Origin of the sequence: Streptomyces sp. NPDC001599 (genome assembly GCF_042893535.1) — a bacterium.
Taxonomy (GTDB): domain Bacteria; phylum Actinomycetota; class Actinomycetes; order Streptomycetales; family Streptomycetaceae; genus Streptomyces.
In genome coordinates this window covers 230,495-251,961 of the sequence record NZ_JBIAVA010000007.1, presented here as the reverse complement: position 1 = coordinate 251,961, position 21,467 = coordinate 230,495, and the positions used below count along the sequence as shown (strand labels likewise).

21 protein-coding genes, 1 tRNA gene and 1 pseudogene are annotated in these 21,467 nt (G+C 71.3%); 13 read left to right on the top strand and 10 right to left on the bottom strand.

Annotated features, from left to right (window positions below; all coding sequences use genetic code 11):
• The first annotated feature begins 29 nt into the window (after positions 1 to 29).
• The 4 genes from nhaA (at position 30) to ACFYZ3_RS20065 (ending at position 3,383) form a co-directional block, all read left to right on the top strand.
• Positions 30 to 1,454, top strand: coding sequence for a Na+/H+ antiporter NhaA (nhaA, locus tag ACFYZ3_RS20080; protein WP_388519292.1), 1,425 nt, complete (start codon positions 30 to 32; stop codon positions 1,452 to 1,454).
• Positions 1,455 to 1,588: 134 nt separating this feature from the next.
• Positions 1,589 to 2,077 (top strand): phage holin family protein, encoded by a 489-nt coding sequence (locus ACFYZ3_RS20075; protein WP_003975371.1) that lies wholly within the window; start codon positions 1,589 to 1,591, stop codon positions 2,075 to 2,077.
• Positions 2,074 to 3,048, top strand: coding sequence for an alpha/beta hydrolase (locus tag ACFYZ3_RS20070; protein ID WP_361012113.1), 975 nt, complete (start codon positions 2,074 to 2,076; stop codon positions 3,046 to 3,048). Before ACFYZ3_RS20075 ends, ACFYZ3_RS20070 begins: the two co-directional genes overlap by 4 nt.
• Before the next feature lie 149 nt (positions 3,049 to 3,197).
• Positions 3,198 to 3,383, top strand: a complete 186-nt coding sequence (locus ACFYZ3_RS20065) for a hypothetical protein (protein WP_078582024.1) — start codon at positions 3,198 to 3,200, stop codon at positions 3,381 to 3,383.
• Between the two features lie 49 nt (positions 3,384 to 3,432).
• On the opposite strand, the gene ACFYZ3_RS20060 is transcribed toward ACFYZ3_RS20065, so the two are convergent.
• The 3 genes from ACFYZ3_RS20060 to nth are packed head-to-tail and all read right to left on the bottom strand — an operon-like array spanning position 3,433 to position 6,622.
• A complete protein-coding gene (locus ACFYZ3_RS20060; protein ID WP_388519287.1) occupies positions 3,433 to 4,638 on the bottom strand; it encodes a MarP family serine protease in 1,206 nt (401 codons plus the stop codon).
• A gap of 45 nt (positions 4,639 to 4,683) precedes the next feature.
• Positions 4,684 to 5,430, bottom strand: a complete 747-nt coding sequence (locus ACFYZ3_RS20055) for an NUDIX hydrolase (RefSeq protein ID WP_388519284.1) — start codon at positions 5,428 to 5,430, stop codon at positions 4,684 to 4,686.
• Between the two features lie 52 nt (positions 5,431 to 5,482).
• Positions 5,483 to 6,622: an endonuclease III gene (gene nth / locus ACFYZ3_RS20050; protein WP_388519282.1), complete on the bottom strand. Its 1,140-nt coding sequence runs from the start codon at positions 6,620 to 6,622 to the stop codon at positions 5,483 to 5,485.
• A 276-nt stretch (positions 6,623 to 6,898) separates the two neighbouring features.
• On the opposite strand from nth, the gene ACFYZ3_RS20045 reads away from it, so the two are divergent.
• The gene (locus tag ACFYZ3_RS20045) at positions 6,899 to 7,573 is read left to right on the top strand and encodes a Crp/Fnr family transcriptional regulator (RefSeq protein ID WP_003975365.1); all 675 of its coding nucleotides are present in this window, start codon (positions 6,899 to 6,901) and stop codon (positions 7,571 to 7,573) included.
• Between the two features lie 58 nt (positions 7,574 to 7,631).
• Here the strand turns inward: ACFYZ3_RS20045 and ACFYZ3_RS20040 are convergent, their stop codons facing one another.
• From ACFYZ3_RS20040 to ACFYZ3_RS20020, 5 genes are all read right to left on the bottom strand, one after another.
• On the bottom strand, positions 7,632 to 8,474 hold the full coding sequence (locus ACFYZ3_RS20040; protein ID WP_388519279.1) for an MBL fold metallo-hydrolase: 843 nt from the start codon (positions 8,472 to 8,474) through the stop codon (positions 7,632 to 7,634).
• A complete protein-coding gene (locus ACFYZ3_RS20035; protein WP_388519276.1) occupies positions 8,471 to 9,391 on the bottom strand; it encodes an NUDIX hydrolase in 921 nt (306 codons plus the stop codon). The genes ACFYZ3_RS20040 and ACFYZ3_RS20035 overlap by 4 nt, the downstream gene beginning before the upstream one ends.
• 59 nt (positions 9,392 to 9,450) lie before the next feature.
• Complete coding sequence (locus ACFYZ3_RS20030; protein ID WP_388519273.1) at positions 9,451 to 10,515, bottom strand: alpha/beta fold hydrolase; 1,065 nt, start codon at positions 10,513 to 10,515, stop codon at positions 9,451 to 9,453.
• Positions 10,516 to 10,777: 262 nt separating this feature from the next.
• Entirely contained in the window at positions 10,778 to 11,245 is a 468-nt protein-coding gene (locus ACFYZ3_RS20025; RefSeq protein ID WP_104634494.1) for a RidA family protein, read from the bottom strand.
• Positions 11,242 to 11,403 (bottom strand): DUF4177 domain-containing protein, encoded by a 162-nt coding sequence (locus ACFYZ3_RS20020; protein WP_003975360.1) that lies wholly within the window; start codon positions 11,401 to 11,403, stop codon positions 11,242 to 11,244. The genes ACFYZ3_RS20025 and ACFYZ3_RS20020 overlap by 4 nt, the downstream gene beginning before the upstream one ends.
• Before the next feature lie 152 nt (positions 11,404 to 11,555).
• On the opposite strand from ACFYZ3_RS20020, the gene ACFYZ3_RS20015 reads away from it, so the two are divergent.
• Complete coding sequence (locus ACFYZ3_RS20015) at positions 11,556 to 12,533, top strand: ArsA-related P-loop ATPase (protein ID WP_011029095.1); 978 nt, start codon at positions 11,556 to 11,558, stop codon at positions 12,531 to 12,533.
• The gene (locus ACFYZ3_RS20010; protein ID WP_388519269.1) at positions 12,530 to 13,972 is read left to right on the top strand and encodes an ArsA family ATPase; all 1,443 of its coding nucleotides are present in this window, start codon (positions 12,530 to 12,532) and stop codon (positions 13,970 to 13,972) included. The genes ACFYZ3_RS20015 and ACFYZ3_RS20010 overlap by 4 nt, the downstream gene beginning before the upstream one ends.
• 41 nt (positions 13,973 to 14,013) lie before the next feature.
• Here the strand turns inward: ACFYZ3_RS20010 and wblA are convergent, their stop codons facing one another.
• Positions 14,014 to 14,352 carry a transcriptional regulator WblA gene (gene wblA / locus ACFYZ3_RS20005; RefSeq protein WP_011029097.1) on the bottom strand — a complete coding sequence of 113 codons (339 nt, stop codon included), beginning with the start codon at positions 14,350 to 14,352 and terminating at the stop codon, positions 14,014 to 14,016.
• 460 nt (positions 14,353 to 14,812) lie between these two features.
• Here wblA and ACFYZ3_RS20000 point away from each other — a divergent pair, with 460 nt between their 5' ends.
• The gene (locus tag ACFYZ3_RS20000; protein ID WP_388519266.1) at positions 14,813 to 17,089 is read left to right on the top strand and encodes a transglycosylase domain-containing protein; all 2,277 of its coding nucleotides are present in this window, start codon (positions 14,813 to 14,815) and stop codon (positions 17,087 to 17,089) included.
• A gap of 118 nt (positions 17,090 to 17,207) precedes the next feature.
• Here ACFYZ3_RS20000 and ACFYZ3_RS19995 read toward each other — a convergent pair whose 3' ends face one another.
• Positions 17,208 to 17,672, bottom strand: a complete 465-nt coding sequence (locus ACFYZ3_RS19995) for a GatB/YqeY domain-containing protein (RefSeq protein ID WP_007452125.1) — start codon at positions 17,670 to 17,672, stop codon at positions 17,208 to 17,210.
• Positions 17,673 to 17,790: 118 nt separating this feature from the next.
• Between ACFYZ3_RS19995 and ACFYZ3_RS19990 the strand changes: the two genes are divergently transcribed.
• The 5 genes and pseudogenes from ACFYZ3_RS19990 to ACFYZ3_RS19970 all read left to right on the top strand — a co-directional run bounded on the left by ACFYZ3_RS19990 (position 17,791) and on the right by ACFYZ3_RS19970 (position 21,441).
• Positions 17,791 to 18,720, top strand: coding sequence for a metallophosphoesterase (locus ACFYZ3_RS19990; protein WP_361012083.1), 930 nt, complete (start codon positions 17,791 to 17,793; stop codon positions 18,718 to 18,720).
• 120 nt (positions 18,721 to 18,840) lie between these two features.
• Positions 18,841 to 19,593, top strand: a complete 753-nt coding sequence (locus tag ACFYZ3_RS19985) for a Pr6Pr family membrane protein (RefSeq protein WP_388519262.1) — start codon at positions 18,841 to 18,843, stop codon at positions 19,591 to 19,593.
• A 67-nt stretch (positions 19,594 to 19,660) separates the two neighbouring features.
• A tRNA-Pro gene (locus tag ACFYZ3_RS19980) sits at positions 19,661 to 19,734 on the top strand.
• A gap of 318 nt (positions 19,735 to 20,052) precedes the next feature.
• Positions 20,053 to 20,238: pseudogene (locus ACFYZ3_RS19975) on the top strand (Scr1 family TA system antitoxin-like transcriptional regulator); the annotation flags it as partial.
• A 318-nt stretch (positions 20,239 to 20,556) separates the two neighbouring features.
• Entirely contained in the window at positions 20,557 to 21,441 is an 885-nt protein-coding gene (locus tag ACFYZ3_RS19970) for a hypothetical protein (RefSeq protein ID WP_388519259.1), read from the top strand.
• Positions 21,442 to 21,467: the final 26 nt, after the last annotated feature.

Below are 21,467 nucleotides of genomic sequence, written 5' to 3'. Positions count from 1 at the left end.
GTGCTGCCCACCGACCGGAGGTTCTCCTCGTGACCGCGCCCCGCACCCCCCGCAAGGCCTTCGGACGGCTGTCCCTGCCGGAGCGCACCTACATCGCGGACGCGTTGCGCACCGAGACCGTCGGCGGCGTCCTGCTGCTCGTCGCCGCGATCGCCGCCCTGGTGTGGGCGAACGTACCGGCGGTGCACGACAGCTACGAGAGCGTCAGCCACTTCCACTTCGGCCCCGCGGCGCTCGGTCTGAACCTGTCGGTCGCGCACTGGGCCGCCGACGGGCTCCTCGCGGTCTTCTTCTTCGTCGCCGGCATCGAACTCAAACGCGAACTCGTCGCCGGTGACCTGAAGGACCCCAAGGCCGCCGCGCTCCCGGTGGTGGCGGCGCTGTGCGGCATGGTCGTACCGGCGGTCGTGTACACCCTCACCAACACCGCGGGCGGCGGCTCCCTGTCCGGCTGGGCCGTGCCGACCGCCACCGACATCGCCTTCGCGCTCGCCGTACTCGCCGTCATCGGCACGTCACTGCCGAGCGCCCTGCGTGCCTTCCTCCTGACCCTCGCCGTCGTCGACGACCTGTTCGCCATCCTGATCATCGCGGTCTTCTTCACCGACGGTCTCAACTTCGCCGCGCTCGGCGGCGCGGTCGTCGGCCTCGTCGTCTTCTGGCTGCTGCTCCGCAAGGGCGTGCGCGGCTGGTACGTGTACGTCCCGCTCGGCCTGGTGATCTGGGGCCTGATGTACAACAGCGGCGTCCACGCCACCATCGCCGGTGTCGCGATGGGCCTGATGCTGCGCTGCCACACGCGCGAGGGCGAGGAGCACTCGCCCGGCCAGCACATCGAACACCTGGTGCGTCCGCTGTCGGCGGGCCTGGCCGTGCCGCTGTTCGCCCTGTTCAGCGCGGGTGTGGCCATCTCCGGCGGGGCACTGGCCGACGTCTTCACCAAGCCGGAGACCCTTGGTGTGGTGCTCGGGCTCGTCGTCGGCAAGACACTGGGCATCTTCGGCGGCACCTGGCTGACCTCGCGCTTCACCAGGGCCTCGCTCAGCGACGACCTCCAGTGGGCCGACGTGTTCGCGGTGGCCACCCTGGCCGGCATCGGGTTCACCGTCTCGCTGCTCATCGGCGAGCTGGCCTTCGAGGACGACGCGGCGATGACGGACCAGGTCAAGGCCGCCGTCCTGACCGGCTCGCTGATCGCGGCGGCCCTGGCCACGGTGCTGCTGAAGATACGGAACGCGAAGTACCGGGGGATGGTCGCGGAGGAGGAGCGCGACGACGACCTCAGCGGTGTCCCCGACATCTACGAGGAGGACGACCCCGCCTACCACCTGCGGGTGGCCGCCGTCTACGAGAGGAAGGCCGCCGAGCACCGCCGGATCGCCGAGGAGATGGAGTCGGCGCGGCTTGCCGAAGTGACGGGCGGGGCAGGCGATGAGGGCGACGGTCCGGCATGATCTGACGAGACGGTACAAAAGACGGGACCGTACGCAGTCGAGCGGACACGGGCCGGGCCGGACACGGCCGGACCGAGGACGAGGCGACGCCACGGAACCGTACGCAGAAGAGCCAGCAGAAGAGGGAGACCGCGATGAGCGCACCCGACGGCAGCCCGGTCGGCACCGAACGCAGCATCGGCCAGCTGTTCGCCTCGGCGACCACCGAAATGTCGGCGCTCGTGCACGACGAGATCGCGCTGGCGAAGGCGCAGCTGAAGCAGGACGTCAAGCGTGGGGCGACGAGCGGCGGCGCGTTCTCCGCCGCGGGCCTGCTCCTGCTCTTCTCCCTGCCGATGCTGAGCTTCGCGCTGGCCTACGGCATCCGGACCTGGAGCGGCTGGAACATGGCCGTCTGCTTCCTGCTGTCCTTCGCCGCCAACGTGCTGGTCGCGGGCCTCCTCGCGCTGATCGGCATCGTCTTCGCGAAGAAGGCCAAGAAGGGCCGCGGCCCGCAGAAGGTCGCCGCCTCGGTGAAGCAGTCGGCGGGCGTGCTCCAGAACGCCAAGCCGCACCCCCGCCCGGAACTGCCCGCGGACCGGTCCCCCGAAGCGATCGAGGCTGTGGCACGCTCGTCCTCATGACGGGCTCCAGCACTCCTTCGGGGCAATCCCCCTCGCCGCAGCACCCCAACCCCACCTCGGTCGTGCGCCTCGGCATTCCGGGCGGACCCGAGGTGACCCACCGGGACGTCGCGGCCAACGGCGCCCGCTTCCACATCGCCGAGCTGGGCGACGGGCCGCTGGTGCTGCTGCTGCACGGCTTCCCGCAGTTCTGGTGGACCTGGCGGCACCAGTTGGTGGCGCTCGCCGACGCCGGTTTCCGCGCGGTCGCCATGGACCTGCGCGGCGTCGGCGGCAGCGACCGCACCCCGCGCGGTTACGACCCCGCGGGTCTCGCCCTCGACATCACCGGCGTGATCCGCTCCCTCGGCGAGCCGGACGCCGCGCTGGTCGGTCACGACCTCGGCGGCTACCTGGCCTGGACGGCGGCCGCGATGCGGCCCAAGCTCGTACGACGGCTCGCGGTGTCCTCGATGCCGCACCCCAGGCGCTGGCGCTCGGCCATGCTCGGCGACGTCCGCCAGAGCCGGGCGGGCTCCTACATCTGGGGTTTCCAGCGGCCCTGGGTGCCGGAGCGTCAACTGACCGCGGACGACGGCGCGCTGGTCGGCCGGCTGCTCCACGACTGGTCCGGGCCGCGGCTCCTCGACGACGAGGCGGTGACGGCGTACCGGCGCGCCATGTGCATCCCCTCCACGGCGCACTGCTCGGTCGAGCCGTACCGCTGGCTGGTGCGCTCCCTGGCCCGTCCCGACGGCATCCAGTTCTACCGCCGGATGAAGCGGCCGGTGCGCGTGCCGACCCTGCACCTGCACGGATCCCTGGACCCCGTGATGCGGACGCGGAGCGCGGCGGGGTCGGGTCAGTACGTCGAAGCGCCCTACCGCTGGCGGCTGTTCGACGGGCTCGGGCACTTCCCGCACGAAGAGGATCCGGTCGCGTTCTCGACCGAACTGATCAACTGGCTGAAGGATCCCGAACCCGATCGGTGAGGGTTTGATGAGCGATCGGTCACCGAACGGACGCGCCCGGTATCCGAACCGGAACGCTTGTCCTATGAACGGCCACTTGCCCGGCGCATAGGCCAATTGGGCGCCCCGGGAACGGTTATCGACCTTGGGGCGGGGGCACACGTCCGGGTATGGGCTGGACGCACGACTACAGTGACGTAGCACGCGACGGCCGCTCCACGAGCGGCGTGAGCAGCACCCACCGACGCGGCGGCACCCCGCAACTCGCGGGTGCGGACCTTCGGGTGGGTATTCCGCGCATCCTGCGCCGCCGGGCCCGCTGGGTCTCCGTACGCCTGCGCCATCCACGGACCTGAGACACACCGCCCCGACGACCCCCGTGCACGGGTCTGCCCGGACGCGGGGCTAGAGCGCGCAGCTGTCGCTGTCCACCTGCTGACTGGCGGTGCGGCCCTTGCTGATGTCGTCGCGGATCTCGTCCGCGGTGAGCGCGTAACCGGTGTCGGGGTCGTCCAGGGACTTGGCGAAGACCACGCCGTACACCTCGCCCTCCGGCGTCAGCAGCGGGCCGCCCGAGTTGCCCTGACGGACGGTCGCGTACAGCGAGTAGACGTCCCGGCGGACGGTGTCGCGGTGGTAGATGTCCGGTCCGTTGGCCGTGATGCGCCCGCGGACCCGGGCGGCACGGACGTCGTACGCCCCGTTCTCCGGGAAGCCCGCGACGATCGCGCCGTCGTCGCCCCGCGCGTCCTCGTCCTCGTCGGTGAACCGCAGCGCGGGCGCGTCCAGTTCCGGCACGTCGAGTACGGCGATGTCGCGACGCCAGTCGTAGAGGACGACCGTCGCGTCGTACTTCCGGCCCTCGCCGCCTATCTGCACCGTGGGCTCGTCGACGCCGCCCACGACATGGGCGTTGGTCATGACTCGGCGGTCGGAGAAGACGAAGCCGGTGCCCTCGAGGACCTTGCCGCAGTCCGGGGCGGTGCCCATGACCTTGACGATGGAGCGCTTGGCGGTGACGGCGACCGGGCTGTTCGCCAGCGCGGGGTCGGGCGGCGGCGTGTCGAGGACCGGCTCGTTGGAGAACGGGCTGAAGACCTGCGGGAAGCCGTTCTCCGCGAGGACCGAGGTGAAGCTGTCGAACCAGGTGTCGGCCTGCGCGGGCAGCACCTCCTGCACGCCCGCGAGCACCGTGGACTGCCGCACCTCCTTGCCGACCGTCGGCATCGTGGTCCGCGCGAGGGCGGAGCCGAGCAGCCAGGCGACCAGGAGCATGGCCACGACGTTGACCAGGGCGCCGCCGGTGGCGTCCAGGGCGCGGGCCGGCGACCACGTGATGTAGCGGCGCAGCTTGTTGCCCAGATGGGTCGTCAGGGCCTGGCCGATGGAGGCGCACACGATGACGATGACGACCGCGACGACGGCGGCGGTCTGGCTCACCTCCGCGTTGTCCGTCAGCGCGTCCCAGATCACCGGCAGCAGGGAGACGGCGACGAGACCGCCGCCGAGGAAGCCGATCACCGACAGGATGCCGACGACGAAGCCCTGCCGGAAGCCGACGATCGCGAACCAGACGGCGGCCAGCAGCAACAGGATGTCCAGCACGTTCACTGATTCAGGCCTCGCCTTGTCGTCTGCGGTACGCAGGCCACCCTGTCATGCGCGCCAGTCCAGCGGGACCTGCTTCTCCCGGTCCCAGGGCCGCTCCCAGCCCGCGAAGTGCAGCAACCGGTCGATGATGCCGGCGGTGAAGCCCCACACGAGCGCCGATTCGACCAGGAATGCCGGGCCCCGGTGACCGCTGGGGTGGATGGTCGTCACCCTGTTGGCGGGGTCCGTGAGATCGGCCACGGGGACCGTGAAGACGCGCGCGGTCTCGGCCGGGTCGACGACACCCACCGGGGTGGGCTCGCGCCACCAGGCCAGCACCGGGGAGACGACGAAGCCGCTCACCGGGATGTAGAGCTTGGGCAGGACCCCGAAGAGCTGGACGCCGGCCGGGTCGAGTCCGGTCTCCTCCTCGGCCTCGCGCAGGGCGGCCCGTAGCGGGCCGTCACCGCGCGGATCGCCGTCCTCGGGGTCGAGGGCGCCGCCCGGGAAGGCGGGCTGGCCGGGGTGGGAGCGCAGGGACCCGGCCCGCTCCATGAGCAGCAGCTCCGGACCCCGGCCGGCCTCCTCGCCGTCCTCGCCCGCGCGCGTGCCGTCGCCGAAGAGGATCAGGACGGCGGACTGGCGGCCGGCGCCGTCCGCCGGCGGCAGGAAGCGGCTCAGCTGGGTGGGCCGGACCGTCTCGACGGCCCGCACCACCGGGTCCAGCCAGCCCGGCAGACCCTCCTTGCTGAGGACCGCACCGTCCCGAACGCGGTCCCTGGCGGGGCCTTGCGTGTCGCTCGCCCGTGTCATCTCCACCCCCGTCCTGCCGACTCCAACGCCCGACGCCCCCGAGATCGTTCCGTCACCCGGCCGCCCCCAGCGGCGGCGCCGGCTTCCCGCCCGCGTCCAGGTAGGCCTGCGGGGGCTTCAGCCGCTGCCCCGGGAAGCCGCCCTTCTCGTACTTCAGCAGCTTCTTCGCCTTCTCCGGGTCCGTCTCGCCCTCGCCGTACGCCGGGCACAGCGGGGCGATGGGGCAGGCGCCGCAGGCCGGCTTGCGGGCGTGACAGATGCGGCGGCCGTGCCAGATCACGTGGTGGGAGAGGTCGGTCCAGTCGCTCTTCGGGAAGAGCGCGCCGACGGCGGCCTCGATCTTGTCCGGGTCGGTCTCCTCGGTCCACCGCCAGCGGCGCACCAGGCGCTGGAAGTGCGTGTCCACGGTGATGCCGGGGCGGCCGAAGGCGTTGCCGAGCACGACGAAGGCGGTCTTGCGGCCGACGCCGGGCAGCTTGACGAGGTCTTCCAGGCGCCCGGGGACCTCGCCGCCGAAGTCCTCCGTGAGCGCCTTGGACAGTCCTATGACGGACTTGGTCTTGGCCCGGAAGAAGCCGGTCGGACGCAGGATCTCCTCGACCTCCTCGGGGACGGCGGCGGCCAGGTCCTCGGGGGTCGGGTACTTGGCGAAGAGGGCGGGCGTCGTCTGGTTGACCCTGAGGTCGGTGGTCTGCGCGGACAGCACCGTGGCCACGACCAGTTGGAACGGGTTCTCGAAGTCCAGCTCCGGGTGGGCGTACGGGTAGACCTCGGCGAGCTCGCGGTTGATACGGCGGGCCCGTCGCACCAGCGCGGTGCGTGACTCGCCGCGCGGCGGCTTCGGGGCGACGGTCTTGGCCGGGGCGACGCCCTTGACGGCGGCGGTGGCCTTCTTCGGGGCGATGGCGGGCTTCTTGGCGGGCGCCTGCCTCTTGAGGGGCGGGGCCTGCTTCGCGGCGGCAGACTTGGCGCCCGTCTTGGCCGCGGTCTTCTTGGCCGTGCCCGTCTTGGCCGCGGTCTTCTCGGCGGCGGCCTTCCTCGCGTTCGCGGCGGTCTTCCTACCCGCGTCGGTCTTCTTACTCGCGGCGCTCTTCTCCACGGCACCCTTCTCCGCAGTCACCCTCTTGGCAGGCACTGCCTTCTTTGTCGCTTTCGCCGTTTTCCTACCGCCATCGGGACCCTGTTCGCCCACAGCGGAATCGCGATGTGCACTCACCCGCGCAGCCCCCTCGGCCTGTGCTCTCACCGGCGATTTGGACACCCGGCCAGCCTACGACCCGGCACCGACATCCGCCCCGGACCTCGAAGATCGGCGCCCAATTGGACCCCTGCCGCGTACCCCGGGACATCAGTGCGGCATCCTTGTGACAGATCACACTGTTTGGACTGTCCGGCAAAATGGGCACCACGGACCCCTGGTACACCGGGGGAACAAGATCCTCTGAGCCGGTCGACAAGGAGAGAACTCGTGGACGACGTTCTGCGGCGCAACCCGCTCTTCGCGGCGCTCGACGACGAGCAATCCGCGGAGCTCCGCGCCTCCATGAGTGAGGTGACCCTCGCCCGCGGCGACACCCTGTTCCACGAGGGGGACCCCGGAGACCGCCTCTACGTGGTCACGGAAGGCAAGGTCAAGCTCCACCGCACGTCCCCCGACGGGCGCGAGAACATGCTGGCCGTCGTCGGCCCCAGCGAGCTGATCGGCGAGCTGTCGCTCTTCGACCCGGGCCCGCGCACGGCGACCGGCACCGCGCTGACCGAGGTCAAGCTGCTCGCCCTCGGCCACGGCGACCTCCAGCCCTGGCTGAACGTCCGGCCCGAGGTGGCCACCGCGCTGCTGCGCGCCGTCGCACGCCGCCTGCGCAAGACCAACGACGCCATGTCGGACCTGGTCTTCTCGGACGTTCCCGGCCGTGTCGCCCGCGCCCTGCTCGACCTCTCCCGCCGCTTCGGCGTGCAGTCGGAGGAGGGCATCCACGTGGTGCACGACCTGACGCAGGAGGAGCTGGCCCAGCTGGTCGGCGCGTCCCGCGAGACGGTCAACAAGGCGCTGGCGGACTTCGCCCAGCGCGGCTGGCTCCGCCTGGAGGCCCGCGCGGTGATCCTCCTGGACGTGGAGCGACTGGCCAAGCGCTCCCGCTGACGCCGGGGAGCGCCGGACCCGGGGACCGGGGACCGGGGACCCAGGGACCAGGGGAAAGCTATTCGAGCCGCTGGATGAGCCCGTGCTCACCCAGGTACTCCAGCTGCGCCCGCACCGACAGCTCCGCCGCCGGCCACAGGGAGCGGTCGACGTCCGCGTACACGTGGGCGACGACCTCGCCCGGCGTGCGGTGGCCGTCCTCGACCGCCGTCTCGACCTGGGCGAGACGGTGGGCGCGATGGGCGAGGTAGTACTCCACGGCACCCTGGGCGTCCTCAAGGACGGGCCCGTGCCCCGGAAGCACCGTGTGCACCCCGTCGTCGGCCGTGAGCGACCTGAGCCTGCGCAGCGAGTCCAGGTAGTCGCCGAGACGGCCGTCCGGGTGGGCCACCACCGTCGTGCCGCGGCCCAGGACGGTGTCGCCCGTCAGGACCGCCCGGTCGGCCGGGAGATGGAAGCACAGCGAGTCCGCCGTGTGCCCCGGGGTCGCCACGACCCTCAGCTCCAGGCCGCCGACCCCGATCACGTCACCGGCCGCCAGCCCCTCGTCGCCCAGCCGCAGCGCCGGGTCCAGGGCCCGTACGTTCGTGCGGGTCAGCTCGGCGAAGCGCGCGGCGCCCTCCGCGTGGTCCGGGTGACCGTGCGTCAGCAGCGTCAGCGCGACCCGCTTGCCGGCCCGCTCGGCCGTGTCGACGACGTGCCGCAGGTGGGCGTCGTCCAGTGGGCCCGGGTCCACGACGACGGCCAGGTCGGAGTCGGGTTCGGCGAGGATCCAGGTGTTCGTGCCGTCCAGGGTCATCGCGGAGGCGTTGGGCGCGAGGACGTTCACCGCGCGCGCAGTGGCCGGTCCCGACAGGACGCCGCCGCGCGGCTGTCCGGGCAGTGCTGCTGCGTCCGTCATGCGGGGGCTCCCCCGGTCGGGTCGGAAGGTGTCGCCGGCGCCGCGCTCGCGACGCGCTTGGTGAACTCGTCGTGTCCCGGCCAGGAGAGGACGACCTCGTCCCCGGACAGCCGCGCGCGGGCCAGTACCGGTGTCATGTCGCGGCCGGGCGCCGACGCCAGCGCCTCGGCCGCCGTGGCGTACTCCGCAAGTCCGCGCAGGGTCGCGACGGTGGGCGGCATCATCAGCAGCTCGCCCTTGTCGTACCCGGCGGTCGCGTCGGCCGGTGTGATCCACACCGTGCGGTCGGCCTCGGTGGAGGCGTTGCGGGTGCGCTGCCCCTCGGGGAGCGCGGCCACGAAGAACCAGGTGTCGTAGCGCCGGGACTCGAACTCCGGGGTGATCCAGCGCGCCCACGCCCCCAGCAGGTCGGAACGCAGGACCAGGCCCCGGCGGTCCAGGAACTCCGCGAAGGACAGCTCACGGTCGACCAGCGCGGCCCGGTCGGCCTCCCAGTCCGCGCCCGTCGTGTCCCCGACCACCGAGTCACCGGTCGGACCCGCGAGCAGGACGCCGGCCTCCTCGTACGTCTCCCGTACGGCGGCGCAGACGATCGCCTGGGCGCCCGCCTCGTCGACGCCCAGCCGGTCCGCCCACCACGCGCGCGTGGGGCCCGCCCAGCCGACGGCGCGGTCGTCGTCGCGCGGGTCGACCCCGCCGCCCGGGTAGGCGTAGGCGCCGCCGGCGAAGGCCATGGAGGTACGGCGGCGCAGCATGTGGACGGCGGGACCGGACCCGGTGGCGTCGGCGCCGGTACCGGTGTCCTTGAGCAGCATGACGGTGGCCGCGCGCTTCGGGGTGACCGGCGTCAGGGTGCCTGCCGCCAGCGCTCGGATGCGGTCCGGCCACTCCGGTGGGTACCACTGACCATTCGCCATGGCCGGAGGCTATCCGGTGACGGGCGGATGTTCGAGTGGCCACCGGGGCGCGGTGGGCGTCAGGAGGGCAGGCCGGTCAGCCACTCGGTGAGCAGCCGGTTCGTCTCCTCGGGGCGCTCCTGCTGGAGCCAGTGGCCGCAGCCGTCGAGGAGGTGCGAGGCGCTCAGCCCGGGCAGGGTGACCGGATACGCCTCGATCGCGTCGGACAGCCAGGTCGTGGAGGCGTCCAGCGCGCCGCCGAGGAACAGGGACGGCTGGGTGACCGGGGCGCCCTCGTGCGCGGCCAGGTCGGCCCAGTCGCGGTCCATGTTGCGGTAGCGGTTGAGGGCGCCGGTCAGGCCGGTGCGCTCGAACTCCCCGGCGTAGACGTCCAGGTCCTCCTCGGTCAGCCAGGAGGGCAGCCGTCCGGCGGCCGGGAACCGGTCGCGCATCCGGCCGCCGGGGGCGACGAAGTGCGGGTCGGGCTCCTGAGGGCCGGGCATGGTGTCGGCCGACAGTGCGGCGTAGAGGCCGGCGAGCCAGCCGCGTACGTCGGGCTCGATCTCCGCCTCGGCGCGGCCGGGCTCCTGGAAGTAGGAGACGTAGAACTCCTGCCCCGCCAAGGGCCCGGCCGGGTCGCTCATACCGGCGAAGACGTCGCTGGGCCTCGGTCCGCCCGGCGGGGTGTACGGCACGCTCAGCAGGCCCACCGCGCGGAAGACGTCCGGCCGCAGCAGCGCGGAGTGGGCGGCGATGTTCGAACCCCAGTCGTGGCCGACGACCACGGCGGAGCTCTCCCCCAGCGCCTCCACCACGGCGACGTTGTCCGCCACCAGGTCCAGCATCCGGTACGCCTCGACGGCGTCCGGCCGCGAGGAGCGCCCGTAGCCGCGTACGTCGACGGCGACCGCGCGGAATCCGGCGGCGGCCAGCGCGGGCAGTTGGTGGCGCCAGGAGTACCAGGACTCGGGGAAGCCGTGCACGAGCAGGACCAGCGGCCCGCTGCCCTGCTCCACCAGATGGATCCGGCCGGCGGGTGAGGGCACCAGCCGGTGCACGGGCCGACCGGCGGCACGTCCGGGCCTGCGGTCCCGCGGGGCGTCTCGCTCGCCGGTCTGCTGGTCGGTCACGGGCGGCTGCGGCATGGCTCCTCCTGGCGCATACGGTCGGTACGGCCCCGGCCGGGACCGGGAGGGCCGGCCTGGGCCGGCTCCCGCGCCGTACGGGGCACCGGGACCGATACTGCGGGGGCGGTGCGGCGGGCGCGAGGTTTGTTGCCGGCCTGGCAACGCGCGCGCCGCCCGCCCGGCGTCCGTTCTGCCCGCTCCGCCGGCGGACGGCAGGTAGTCCGCTCCGCCGGTGTACGGCGGCAAGTCCGCTCCGTCGGCCTACCGGACGCCCGGTCCGTTACGGCTGGACGAGCTCCACCTGGATCTCGACCTCCACCGGCGCGTCCAGCGGCAGGACCGCCACGCCGACCGCGCTGCGGGCGTGCACGCCCTTGTCGCCGAGGACCTCGCCGAGGAGTTCGCTGGCGCCGTTGATCACACCGGGCTGGCCGGTGAAGTCGGTCGCGGAGGCGACGAAGCCGACGACCTTGACGACACGCGCGACGCGGTCGAGGTCACCGGCGACGGACTTCACGGCGGCCAGGGCGTTCAGCGCGCAGGTGCGGGCCAGTTCCTTGGCCTCGTCCGGGGTGACCTCGGCACCGACCTTGCCGGTGACCGGAAGCTTGCCTCCCAGCATCGGCAGCTGGCCGGACGTGTAGACGTACGGGCCGGACTGCACGGCCGGCTGGTATGCGGCCAGCGGCGGGACGACCTCGGGCAGCGTCAGACCGAGCTCGGCGAGCTTCGCCTCGACGGCGCTCATGCCTGCTTCTCCCGCTTCAGGTAGGCGACGAGCTGCTCGGGGTTGTTCGGCCCGGGCACGACCTGGACGAGCTCCCAGCCGTCCTCGCCCCAGGTGTCCAGAATCTGCTTCGTGGCATGGACGAGCAGCGGCACGGTTGCGTATTCCCACTTGGTCATGCGGCCGACTCTAGCCGCTGGCCGGGGCACCTCCGCAGCCGCTGTCCGGGGGCCGTCCGCGACCGCTGCCCGGCCACCGCGCGCCTCGGCCGCGGCCACGTTGTCCACAGCCACCGGCGTACTCCGCGCGCGGACTGGTTACGCTCGAATACGTGAGCAGGCTCCAGGTCGTCAGCGGCAAGGGCGGTACCGGCAAGACCACGGTGGCCGCGGCCCTCGCGCTGGCCCTGGCCACCGAGGGGAAGCGCGCGCTTCTCGTCGAGGTCGAGGGCCGCCAGGGCATCGCGCAGCTCTTCGAAACGGAGGCGCTGCCTTATGAGGAGCGGAAGATCGCCGTCGCTCCCGGGGGCGGGGAGGTGTACGCCCTCGCCATCGACGCCGAACTGGCCCTTCTGGACTACCTCCAGATGTTCTACAAGCTGGGCAGCGCCGGACGGGCCCTGAAGAAGCTCGGCGCGATCGACTTCGCGACCACCATCGCGCCGGGGGTCAGGGACGTCCTGCTGACCGGCAAGGCGTGCGAGGCGGTCCGCCGCAAGGACAAGCAGGGGCGGTTCGTGTACGACTACGTCGTCATGGACGCCCCGCCGACCGGCCGCATCACGCGCTTCCTCAACGTCAACGACGAGGTGGCGGGGCTCGCGAAGGTCGGCCCCATACACAATCAGGCGCAGGCCGTGATGCGGGTGCTGAAGTCGCGGGAGACCGCCGTGCACCTGGTGACGCTGCTGGAGGAGATGCCGGTCCAGGAGACCGTGGACGGCATCGCCGAGCTGCGGACGGCGCGGCTCCCGGTGGGACGTGTCGTGGTGAACATGGTCCGGCCCCAGGTCCTGGACGCCGCCGGCCTGGAGCTCGTACGGGAGACACCGCGTACGGCGCTGGCCCGGTCCCTGTCCGGGGCGGGACTCGGCGGGGCACGGCGGGGCGGGCACGCCGAGCGGCTGGTGGACCCGCTCCTCGCCCAGGCCGGCGAGTACGCCGAGCGGTACGCGCTGGAGCAGGAGCAGCGGGCGGTCCTCGGCGAGCTGGGCCTGCCGACGCACGAACTGCCGCTGCTCGCGGAGGGCATGGACCTGGCGGGCCTGTACGAGCTGGCCACCGAGCTGCGGAAGCAGGGGATCGCATGAGTCCGGACGACCCGGCCCGTCACCGGAAGGGCGGCCCGGCCCGCCACCAGGAGGGCGCGCGCCGCCTGACCCCCGCGCGCGTGCTCGACGTCGACGCCCTGCTGGAGGACCCGCACAACCGCATCGTGGTGTGCTGCGGTTCGGGCGGGGTCGGCAAGACGACCACGGCGGCGGCCCTGGGCCTGCGGGCGGCCGAGCGCGGCCGCAAGGTGGTCGTCCTCACCATCGACCCGGCCCGGCGGCTGGCGCAGTCCATGGGCATCGACTCGCTCGACAACACCCCGCGCCGGGTGAAGGGCGTCGACGACTCGGCGGGCGGCGAGCTGCACGCCATGATGCTCGACATGAAGCGGACCTTCGACGAGATCGTCGAGTCCCACGCGGATCCCGAACGGGCGGCGGCGATCCTGGGCAACCCCTTCTACCAGTCGCTCTCTGCGGGCTTCGCGGGCACGCAGGAGTACATGGCGATGGAGAAGCTGGGGCAGTTGCGGTCGAGGGACGAGTGGGACCTCATCGTCGTCGACACGCCGCCGTCCCGCTCCGCGCTGGACTTCCTGGACGCCCCCAAGCGCCTCGGTTCCTTCCTGGACGGCAAGCTGATCCGCGTCCTGCTGGCCCCGGCGAAGGTCGGCGGCCGGGCCGGGATGAAGTTCCTGAACGTGGGCATGTCGATGATGACCGGCGTCCTGGGGAAGGTCCTGGGCGGACAGTTCCTCAAGGACGTGCAGACCTTCGTGGCCGCGATGGACTCGATGTTCGGCGGCTTCCGCACGCGCGCGGACGCGACGTACAAGCTGCTCCAGGCGCCAGGGACGGCGTTCCTGGTGGTCGCGGCGCCGGAGCGGGACGCACTGCGCGAGGCCGCGTACTTCGTACAGCGGCTGGCGGCCGAGGACATGCCGCTGGCCGGTCTGGTGCTCAACCGGGTCCACGGCAGCGGCGCCGACCGCCTGTCGGCCGAGCGGGCACTCGCCGCCGCGGAAAATCTTGAGGATCCCCGCATTGTGGATCAGGACGGCGGGAAAGCTGGACTTCGTACCGCTCCCGGCAACTCTCCCGACACGTACGGCAGTTCAGACGACACGCCCGGCAGTTCAGAAGCGGCCGGCTCCGAGCCCGGCGACTCGGCCCCCGACGCCTCAGCCGGGGACTCCACCGCCTCTCCCGAGGCTTCCGGCACCTCACCCGAGGTTTCCGACACGGCGGAGCGGTCCGTCGACGCGCTCGCCGCGGGCCTGCTGCGGCTGCACGCGGAGCGCATGCACCTGCTCGCCCGCGAGCAGCGCACACGTGACCGCTTCACCGCGCGTCATCCCGAGGTCGCGGTCACCGAGGTGGCCGCGCTGCCCGGCGACGTGCACGACCTCGCGGGGCTGCGGGACATCGGGGCACGCCTGGCCACCGGCCGACCCGAGCTGCCCGAACCGGACGCGTGATCCGGACGCCTGATCCGGAGGCATGATCCGGCCGTACGGACTCAGCCCACGGCCGCGTAGTTCTCGTACACCTCGTCGTCGTCGAGGGGCACGATGCCGACCCCTCGTTCGTACTCCGTACGCGCCGTCTCGAGGAGCCGGCGCCAGGAGGTCACGGTGGGCCGCCTGCGCAGCAGCGCGCGGCGTTCCCGCTCCGTCATGCCTCCCCACACGCCGAACTCGACGCGGTTGTCGAGCGCGTCGGCCAGGCACTCGGTCCGCACCGGACATCCGGTGCACACCGCCTTGGCCCTGTTCTGCGCTGCTCCCTGAACGAACAGTTCGTCCGGATCGGTAGTGCGGCAGGCGGCCTGCGCACTCCAGTCGGTTACCCAGCCCATACCGGCGCCGTCCTCTCCCGAATCGAGGCTCCCCCACGGCGGCAGCGGCATATTCACCGCCGCCAGTTGAGGACGTTACGGAAGGTGGGCACAGCGCAACACCCCCTTCGGGCCCAATCTTGAATGGCCCGAACGGACTATGGGTAAGCGGCAGATCACCCGGGGGAGTGAGCTGGCGACATGCGCGACGATCCCGACATACAGGTCATCTCTGTTGCGCCACAACGGACACCGATTGACACACAAGGCGGATTCGGACACGCACCCCACACGCCGTGGCACGCGCCGGTACACACCAACGCGCCCCCCAGCGGGGCCCCTCGGAAAAAAATCGAGCGGATCCGGAACGATTCGGGGTCGCCGGACGTATTGATACGTGGCCTCACTGCTGTGACAGTTGAGTGCAGCTTAGGCCAAGGCATATACGCGTGTCCGGCGAATGAGAACGTAGGCTGCCTCCATGCCAAAGAAGCGCTCGGGCGGTGGTCTGTCGCCAACGCAGCAGGCCGCCAAGTTCCTCGGTGTCAGTGTGCTCGCGGGAGCAGTGCTGGCCGGCATCGCGTTGCCCGCCGTGGGCGCGCTGGGGCTGGCCGCCAAGGGGTCGGTGGAGGGCTTCGACGCCCTCCCGGCCAACCTGAAGACTCCCCCGCTGAGCCAGCGCACCACCATCCTCGACGCCGACGGCGGCACCATCGCCACGGTCTACTCGCGCGACCGGACGGTGGTGGACCTCAAGGACATCTCGCCGTACATGCAGAAGGCGATCGTCGCGATCGAGGACTCCCGCTTCTACGAGCACGGCGCGATCGACCTCAAGGGCGTCCTGCGCGCCCTCAACAAGAACGCGCGCAGCGGCGAGGTCTCCGAGGGCGCCTCCACGCTCACCCAGCAGTACGTCAAGAACGTCTTCGTGGAGGAGGCGGGCGACGACGCGACGAAGGTCGCCCAGGCCACCCAGCAGACCATCGGCCGCAAGATCCAGGAGCTGAAGCTCGCGATCCAGGTCGAGGAGGAGCTGGGCAAGAAGAAGATCCTCGAGAACTACCTGAACATCACGTTCTTCGGCCAGCAGGCCTACGGCGTCGAGGCGGCCTCCCAGCGCTACTTCTCCAAGCACGCCAAGGACCTCAACGTCCAGGAGGCCGCCCTCCTGGCCGGCATCGTCCAGTCGCCGAGCCGGTACGACCCGGTCAACGACGAGGCGGAGGCCACCAAGCGGCGCAACGTCGTCCTGACACGCATGGCCCAGGTCGGCGACATCTCCCCGGCCCAGGCCGAGAAGGCGAAGAAGGCACCGCTCGGGCTGAAGGTCAGCAAGCCGAAGAACGGCTGCATCACGGCCGTGAACGACGCGAGCTTCTTCTGCGACTACGTACGCGAGGTCTTCCTGAGCGAGCCGGTCTTCGGCAAGACCCGCAAGGACCGGGCCAAGGTCTGGAACCAGGGCGGCCTGACCGTCCGCACGACGCTCGACCCGCAGGCCCAGGAGTCGGTGCACCAGTCCCTCAAGGACCACGTCAACAAGTCGGACTCGGTCGCCGCGGCCAGCACCCTGGTCGAACCCGGCACCGGCCGGATCGTCGCCATGGGCCAGTCGAAGCCGTACGGCTACGGCAAGAACGAGACCGAGATCAACTACTCGGTCGACCACGCGGTGGGCGGCTCCAACTACGGCTTCCCGACGGGTTCGACGTTCAAGCCGTTCCTGGCGGCCGCGGCCCTGGAGGAGAACGTACCGGCGACGAAGGAGTACGCGTCGCCGTACGACATGGACTACCCGAGCCCCATCCAGACCTGTGACAAGCCCTGGATCAACGACAAGAGCTACCGCGTCGAGAACGAGAACGAGTCGGAGGTCGGCCCGTACCGGCTGAAGGAGGCGATGGCCAAGTCGGTCAACACCTACTTCGTCCAGATGCTCGCCGACATCGGTCTGTGCCCGGTCGCGTCCATGGCGGACAAGCTCCACGTCCACCAGGGCAACGGGGACAAGCTGCCGCAGAACCCCTCCGCCCTCGCCCTCGGCTCGGTCGGTATGTCCCCGCTGACGATGGCGAGCGCCTACGCGACCTTCGCCTCGCGCGGCATGTACTGCACGCCGGTCGCGATCGAGTCGATCACCCAGAAGGTCGGCAACAAGCAGAAGTCGCTCGAGGTGCCGAAGTCGACGTGCTCGCGCGCCATGACGGAGAAGACCGCGGACAGCGTGAACACCCTGCTGCAGGGCGTGGTCGACTCCGGTACGGGTAAGGCGGCCGGCCTGAGCGACCGCGACAACGCCGGCAAGACGGGTACGACCGACGAACGCAAGAACGCCTGGTTCGTCGGCTACACGCCGAACATGTCGGGCGCCGTCTGGGTCGGCAGCGCCAGCCAGGAGGTCGAGATGAAGAACATCACGATCGGCGGCGTCTACCACCCCCTCGTCTTCGGTGGCGCGGTCCCGGGCCCGATCTGGAAGGACGCCATGACCGGCGCCCTGTCGGGCAAGGACTCCCCCTCGTTCAATCTCGTCGACATCCCGGACGGCGACAAGAACAAGGACAAGGACAAGGACAAAAACAAAGACAAGGACAAGGGCCGCGACGAGGACAAGCCCGACGACGGGAACAACGGCGACGACGACGGCTTCATCGCCGGCCTGACCAACGGCGGCGCGGGCGACGGCGGCGGGGACGGCGGCTTCCCGGGCAACCTGATCCAGGGCCCGGGCAACGGCCCCGGCGGACGACGCTGATCCGTTCCTTTCACCTGTGAGGGCCCTCACCGCGACTGCGGTGAGGGCCCTCACAGGTGTTAGCGGCGTAACAACGGGACCGGCTTCGGCCGCGTCGCAAGGACGACGCCGCGACGGCTCAGCCGGCCAGGAGCTTCTTGACCGCGGCCGCGACCCGGCCGCCCTCGGCCTGCCCGGCGACCTTCGGGTTCACGATCTTCATCACGGCACCCATGGCCCGCGGCCCCTCGGCACCGGCCGCCTTGGCCTCCTGCACGGCCTGCGCGACGATCGCGTTCAGCTCGTCGTCGGAGAGCTGCTTCGGCAGGTAGGCGGCGAGCACCTCGCCCTCCGCCTTCTCCCGCTCGGCCTGCTCGGCGCGGCCGCCCTGGGCGAAGGCCTCGGCGGCCTCGCGGCGCTTCTTCGCCTCGCGGGTGATCACCTTCTGCACCTCGTCGTCGGAGAGCTCGCGCTTCTCCTTCCCCGCGACCTCCTCCTTGGTGATCGCGGCCAGCGTCAGCCGGAGCGTGGAGGAGCGGAGCTCGTCGCGCTCCTTGATCGAGGAGTTGAGGTCGTCGTGCAGCTTCGCCTTGAGCGTGGTCATGGACCTGATTGTCGCAGGTACGCGAGGAACGGCGCCCGCTGATTTACGCGCCCCCGGAGGACGCGGCCGCGGGCAGCCTCCCACCGCCGCTTCCTGGCGCTTCTGAGACGATGGACGTATGCGCGCGCGATACGGAGTACCCCTGGGAATCACGGCGGTTGGCGCCGCCGGTCTGGTCTACGCGGCGGGGATCGAGCCCCGCTCCTTCCGCCTCCGGCGGGTGACGGTCCCCGTCCTCCCGTCCGGGATGCGTCCCCTGCGGGTGCTCCAGGTCTCCGACATCCACATGGTCGGCGGTCAGCGCAAGAAGCAGCGCTGGCTGCGGTCGCTGGCCGGGCTGCGCCCCGACTTCGTGATCAACACCGGCGACAACCTGTCCGACCCGGAGGGAATCCCCGAGGTCCTGGACTCCCTGGGCCCCCTGATGGAGTTCCCGGGCGCCTATGTCTTCGGCTCCAACGACTACTACGGGCCGCGGCCCCGCAACCCCGCCCGTTACCTGCTCGAGAAGGTCCAGGGCCGCCACGGCCTCAACGGCAACCCGCCCGTCGTGGGTGCCGTCCACAACCCGTGGGAGGACCTGCGCGACGGTTTCGACGCCGCGGGCTGGCAGAACCTGACGAACACCCGCGGCACGCTCAAGATCGAGGGCATGTCGGTCGAGCTGACGGGACTGGACGATCCGCACATCAAGCGGGACCGGTACACGGAGGTGGCCGGCGGCCCGTCCCCCACGGCCGACTTCTCGATGGGCGTGGTCCACGCCCCGTACCTGCGCGTCCTGGACTCCTACACGGCGGACGGCTACCCCCTGATCCTGGCCGGCCACACCCACGGCGGCCAGCTGTGCATCCCCTTCTACGGCGCCCTGGTCACCAACTGCGACCTGGACACCGACCGCGTGAAGGGTCTGTCCACCCACACGTCCGGCGGTCACACGGCCCACCTCCACGTCTCGGCCGGCTGCGGCGCGAACCGATACACCCCGTTCCGCTTCGCCTGCCCACCGGAGGCGACGCTGCTGACACTGGTGGGCCGGGAGAGCTGACCTTCGAGGGGGGGGAGCCTGCGGGAAGATCCAGACGGTCGCCGGGGGACCGGGTAACCCAGGTAACCCACACGGCCCACTCACATGGCCCGCTATGTCCGGTCTGTCTACGTTGAGGCCATGACAGCCCCGATACCCAGGGACATCCCGGACCTCCCCCCGATCCCGGGCCATGTCGTCCGGCCACCCACCGTCGTACCGGCCCGTGCCGTACTGATCCCGGCCCGCCGTCGCCCGGTCGCCGCCTTCCGTGGCCTGATCGCCCTGCTGGCCCTGACCGGCGTGGCGATCGAACTGCTCGCCGCCGGCATCCCGCCCACGACGGCCCTGAGCCACTTCACGGTCCAGAGCGGCATCCTGCTGGCGCTGGTCATGCTCGCCTCCGCCCGGTGCGCCTGGTCCGCCCACCACCCCCTGCCGGGCGCCCTCACGGGCGCGGCCCTCTTCTACGTCGTCGCCGCCGCCCTGGTCCACCACGTGCTCCTGGCCCACGCGTCGAGCCCGCTCGCCACGCCCGACGGCACCGGCACGGCCTGGCAGACCGCCGCGACCCATCTGCTCCACACGGCAGTGCCGCTGGCCGCGGCCCTGGACTGGCTCCTCCTCACCCCCGCCGGCCGCCTGCACCTGCGCCAGGCCCCCGCATGGCTCCTGTACCCGCTGGCCTACCTGGCCTTCTCGCTGGCCCGCGGCGAGCTGCTCCTCCCCGGCGCCCAGGACCGCTACCTCTACCCCTTCCTCGACGTCGCCCAGCACGGCTACAAGATCGTCCTCGGCAACGCCCTCCTCATCGGCCTCGCCCTCTACGCCCTGGCCGTACTCCTCGTCGCCCTGGACCACATCCGCCCGGACCCGCTCCGCCGACCCCGTTAAACCGGATTTCGTCTCCGGCCACCGGTGGGCTAAAGTAAACGACGTCGCCGCGACGAGCAGCGACGATCGGGGTGTGGCGCAGCTTGGTAGCGCGCTTCGTTCGGGACGAAGAGGTCGTGGGTTCAAATCCCGCCACCCCGACAGTGAAGTACCAGGTGAGGCACCTACTCGATTGAGTAGGTGCCTCACCTGTTTCGTTTGCGTGCCCATCTGCGTGACTGACGCTTCCCGCGCGTCTACGACTGCGGATCAGCTCCCGAAGATCCCGTCCATGACCGCGACGACGTCATTGAGGCACCCGACCGGCTGTGAACCCCTCACCGTCCTGGAACTCAATCAACACCTCGCTGTCGACGAGGTAGACCCAGCACTCATAGCAGTCCGCCAGAACCGCATCAGCAGCTACACAGCTCGCCAGGTCCGCGGCAATCAATCGTGCGGTACGCCCATGGCCCCTGCCCCAACGTGTCGACGCAGGTGCTGCCGTTCGAGCAGGGCGGACGTGACGCGCTGGGCGGTTCGCTGACGGTTCTCACGCTGCCGGACGGCTCGGAGGTGGCCTACACGGAAGGGACGCACTACGGCCAACTCGTCGAGGAACCGGCCGAGGTCGAGAACTTCTCCCGGATTCACGATCGGGTCCGGGGCACGGGCGGCCGCCACCGTCCCTGAGCCGACGGGGCCTCGGTCGACGGCTGTTCTCCGGGTCCGCCGGTGCCTCGTTCGCGAGGTGCCGGTGGGCCACTGACCTCCCCAAAGAACCGGGGAAAGAACTTCCCGCCCACCCACCCTCCCCGCGCCGGTGCGTGCGTGTCACCCGTGCGAGTGACTGGCTTGCGGGTGGGGGATTCGGGCCGTTACGTTCGCCGCAAGAGCACACCGCCGACCCACAACAGAGCGGCCCCCGACCAGGATTGCCGTCCCGGGCGAGGGCCTAACCGATCAAGGAAGAGTGATTTCCTGATGGCTGACTCGCAGTCTAACGCGCGCCTGCGCGCCGACGCCGGAGCACCGACATCCGGCGTGATCCACGTACGCACCCGGCTCACCTCCGACTTCACGGTGATCTCCAACGCCCTCGCCCAGCGGCACGGCAGCGCGGTCACGGTCGGCGTGGCCGTGTACATCCTGTCGCTGCCCACCGGCGCCCCTGTGACCATCGCCGCCCTGTGCGCACACTTCAGTGAGGGCGAGATTCTGATCTCGCGCGCCTTGCGGGAGCTGGAAGCCGCCGGGTACCTGGAGCGTCGTCGAGAGCGTCTGGCCTCTGGGCAGATCCGTACTCGGACGTACTTCTACGACGTGCCCGGTGGTGAGGGGCCGCCGGGCAGCCAGCCGGAGCCGCCGATGCCCGAACCGGTGCCGGTGCCGGTGCCGCCGAGGCCGGATCGGCCGCAGCGGCGGCCCGCTGAGCGCGAGACCGCGCCGCCCACGCCGGAGGAGGCGTCGGCGCCCGCGCTCGCCGACGCCGATCCGCAGGCGATCGCCGTCCTGTCCGCCCTGCGTCGCGTCGACGCCCGTCTCGTGCTGTCCACGCGGGAAGCAGTGGGCCTGGCACCTGCCGTGGGTGAGTGGCTGGCGGCCGGGGTCGCGCCGCAGGAGATCACCGAGCTGCTGACCACTGGGCTTCCCGACCGTTTTCAGGCCCGTCCGGCCAGAGTCCTCGCCTTCCGGCTTCGGGAAACCCCGCTACCGGCACCGCCCCCGCCCGTCGTCGTTCCCCGGCCGGCAGTACTGCCCTTCCAGACCTGCGACGGCTGTGAGCGTGCCTTCCGCGCCCAGGAGCCGGGACACTGCCGGAGCTGCGGTGAGCACCTCGTCGGGGAGCGTCTGGCTGCGGTGGGCTGAGTCGGAGGGCGGCCCGGGCGCGGTCT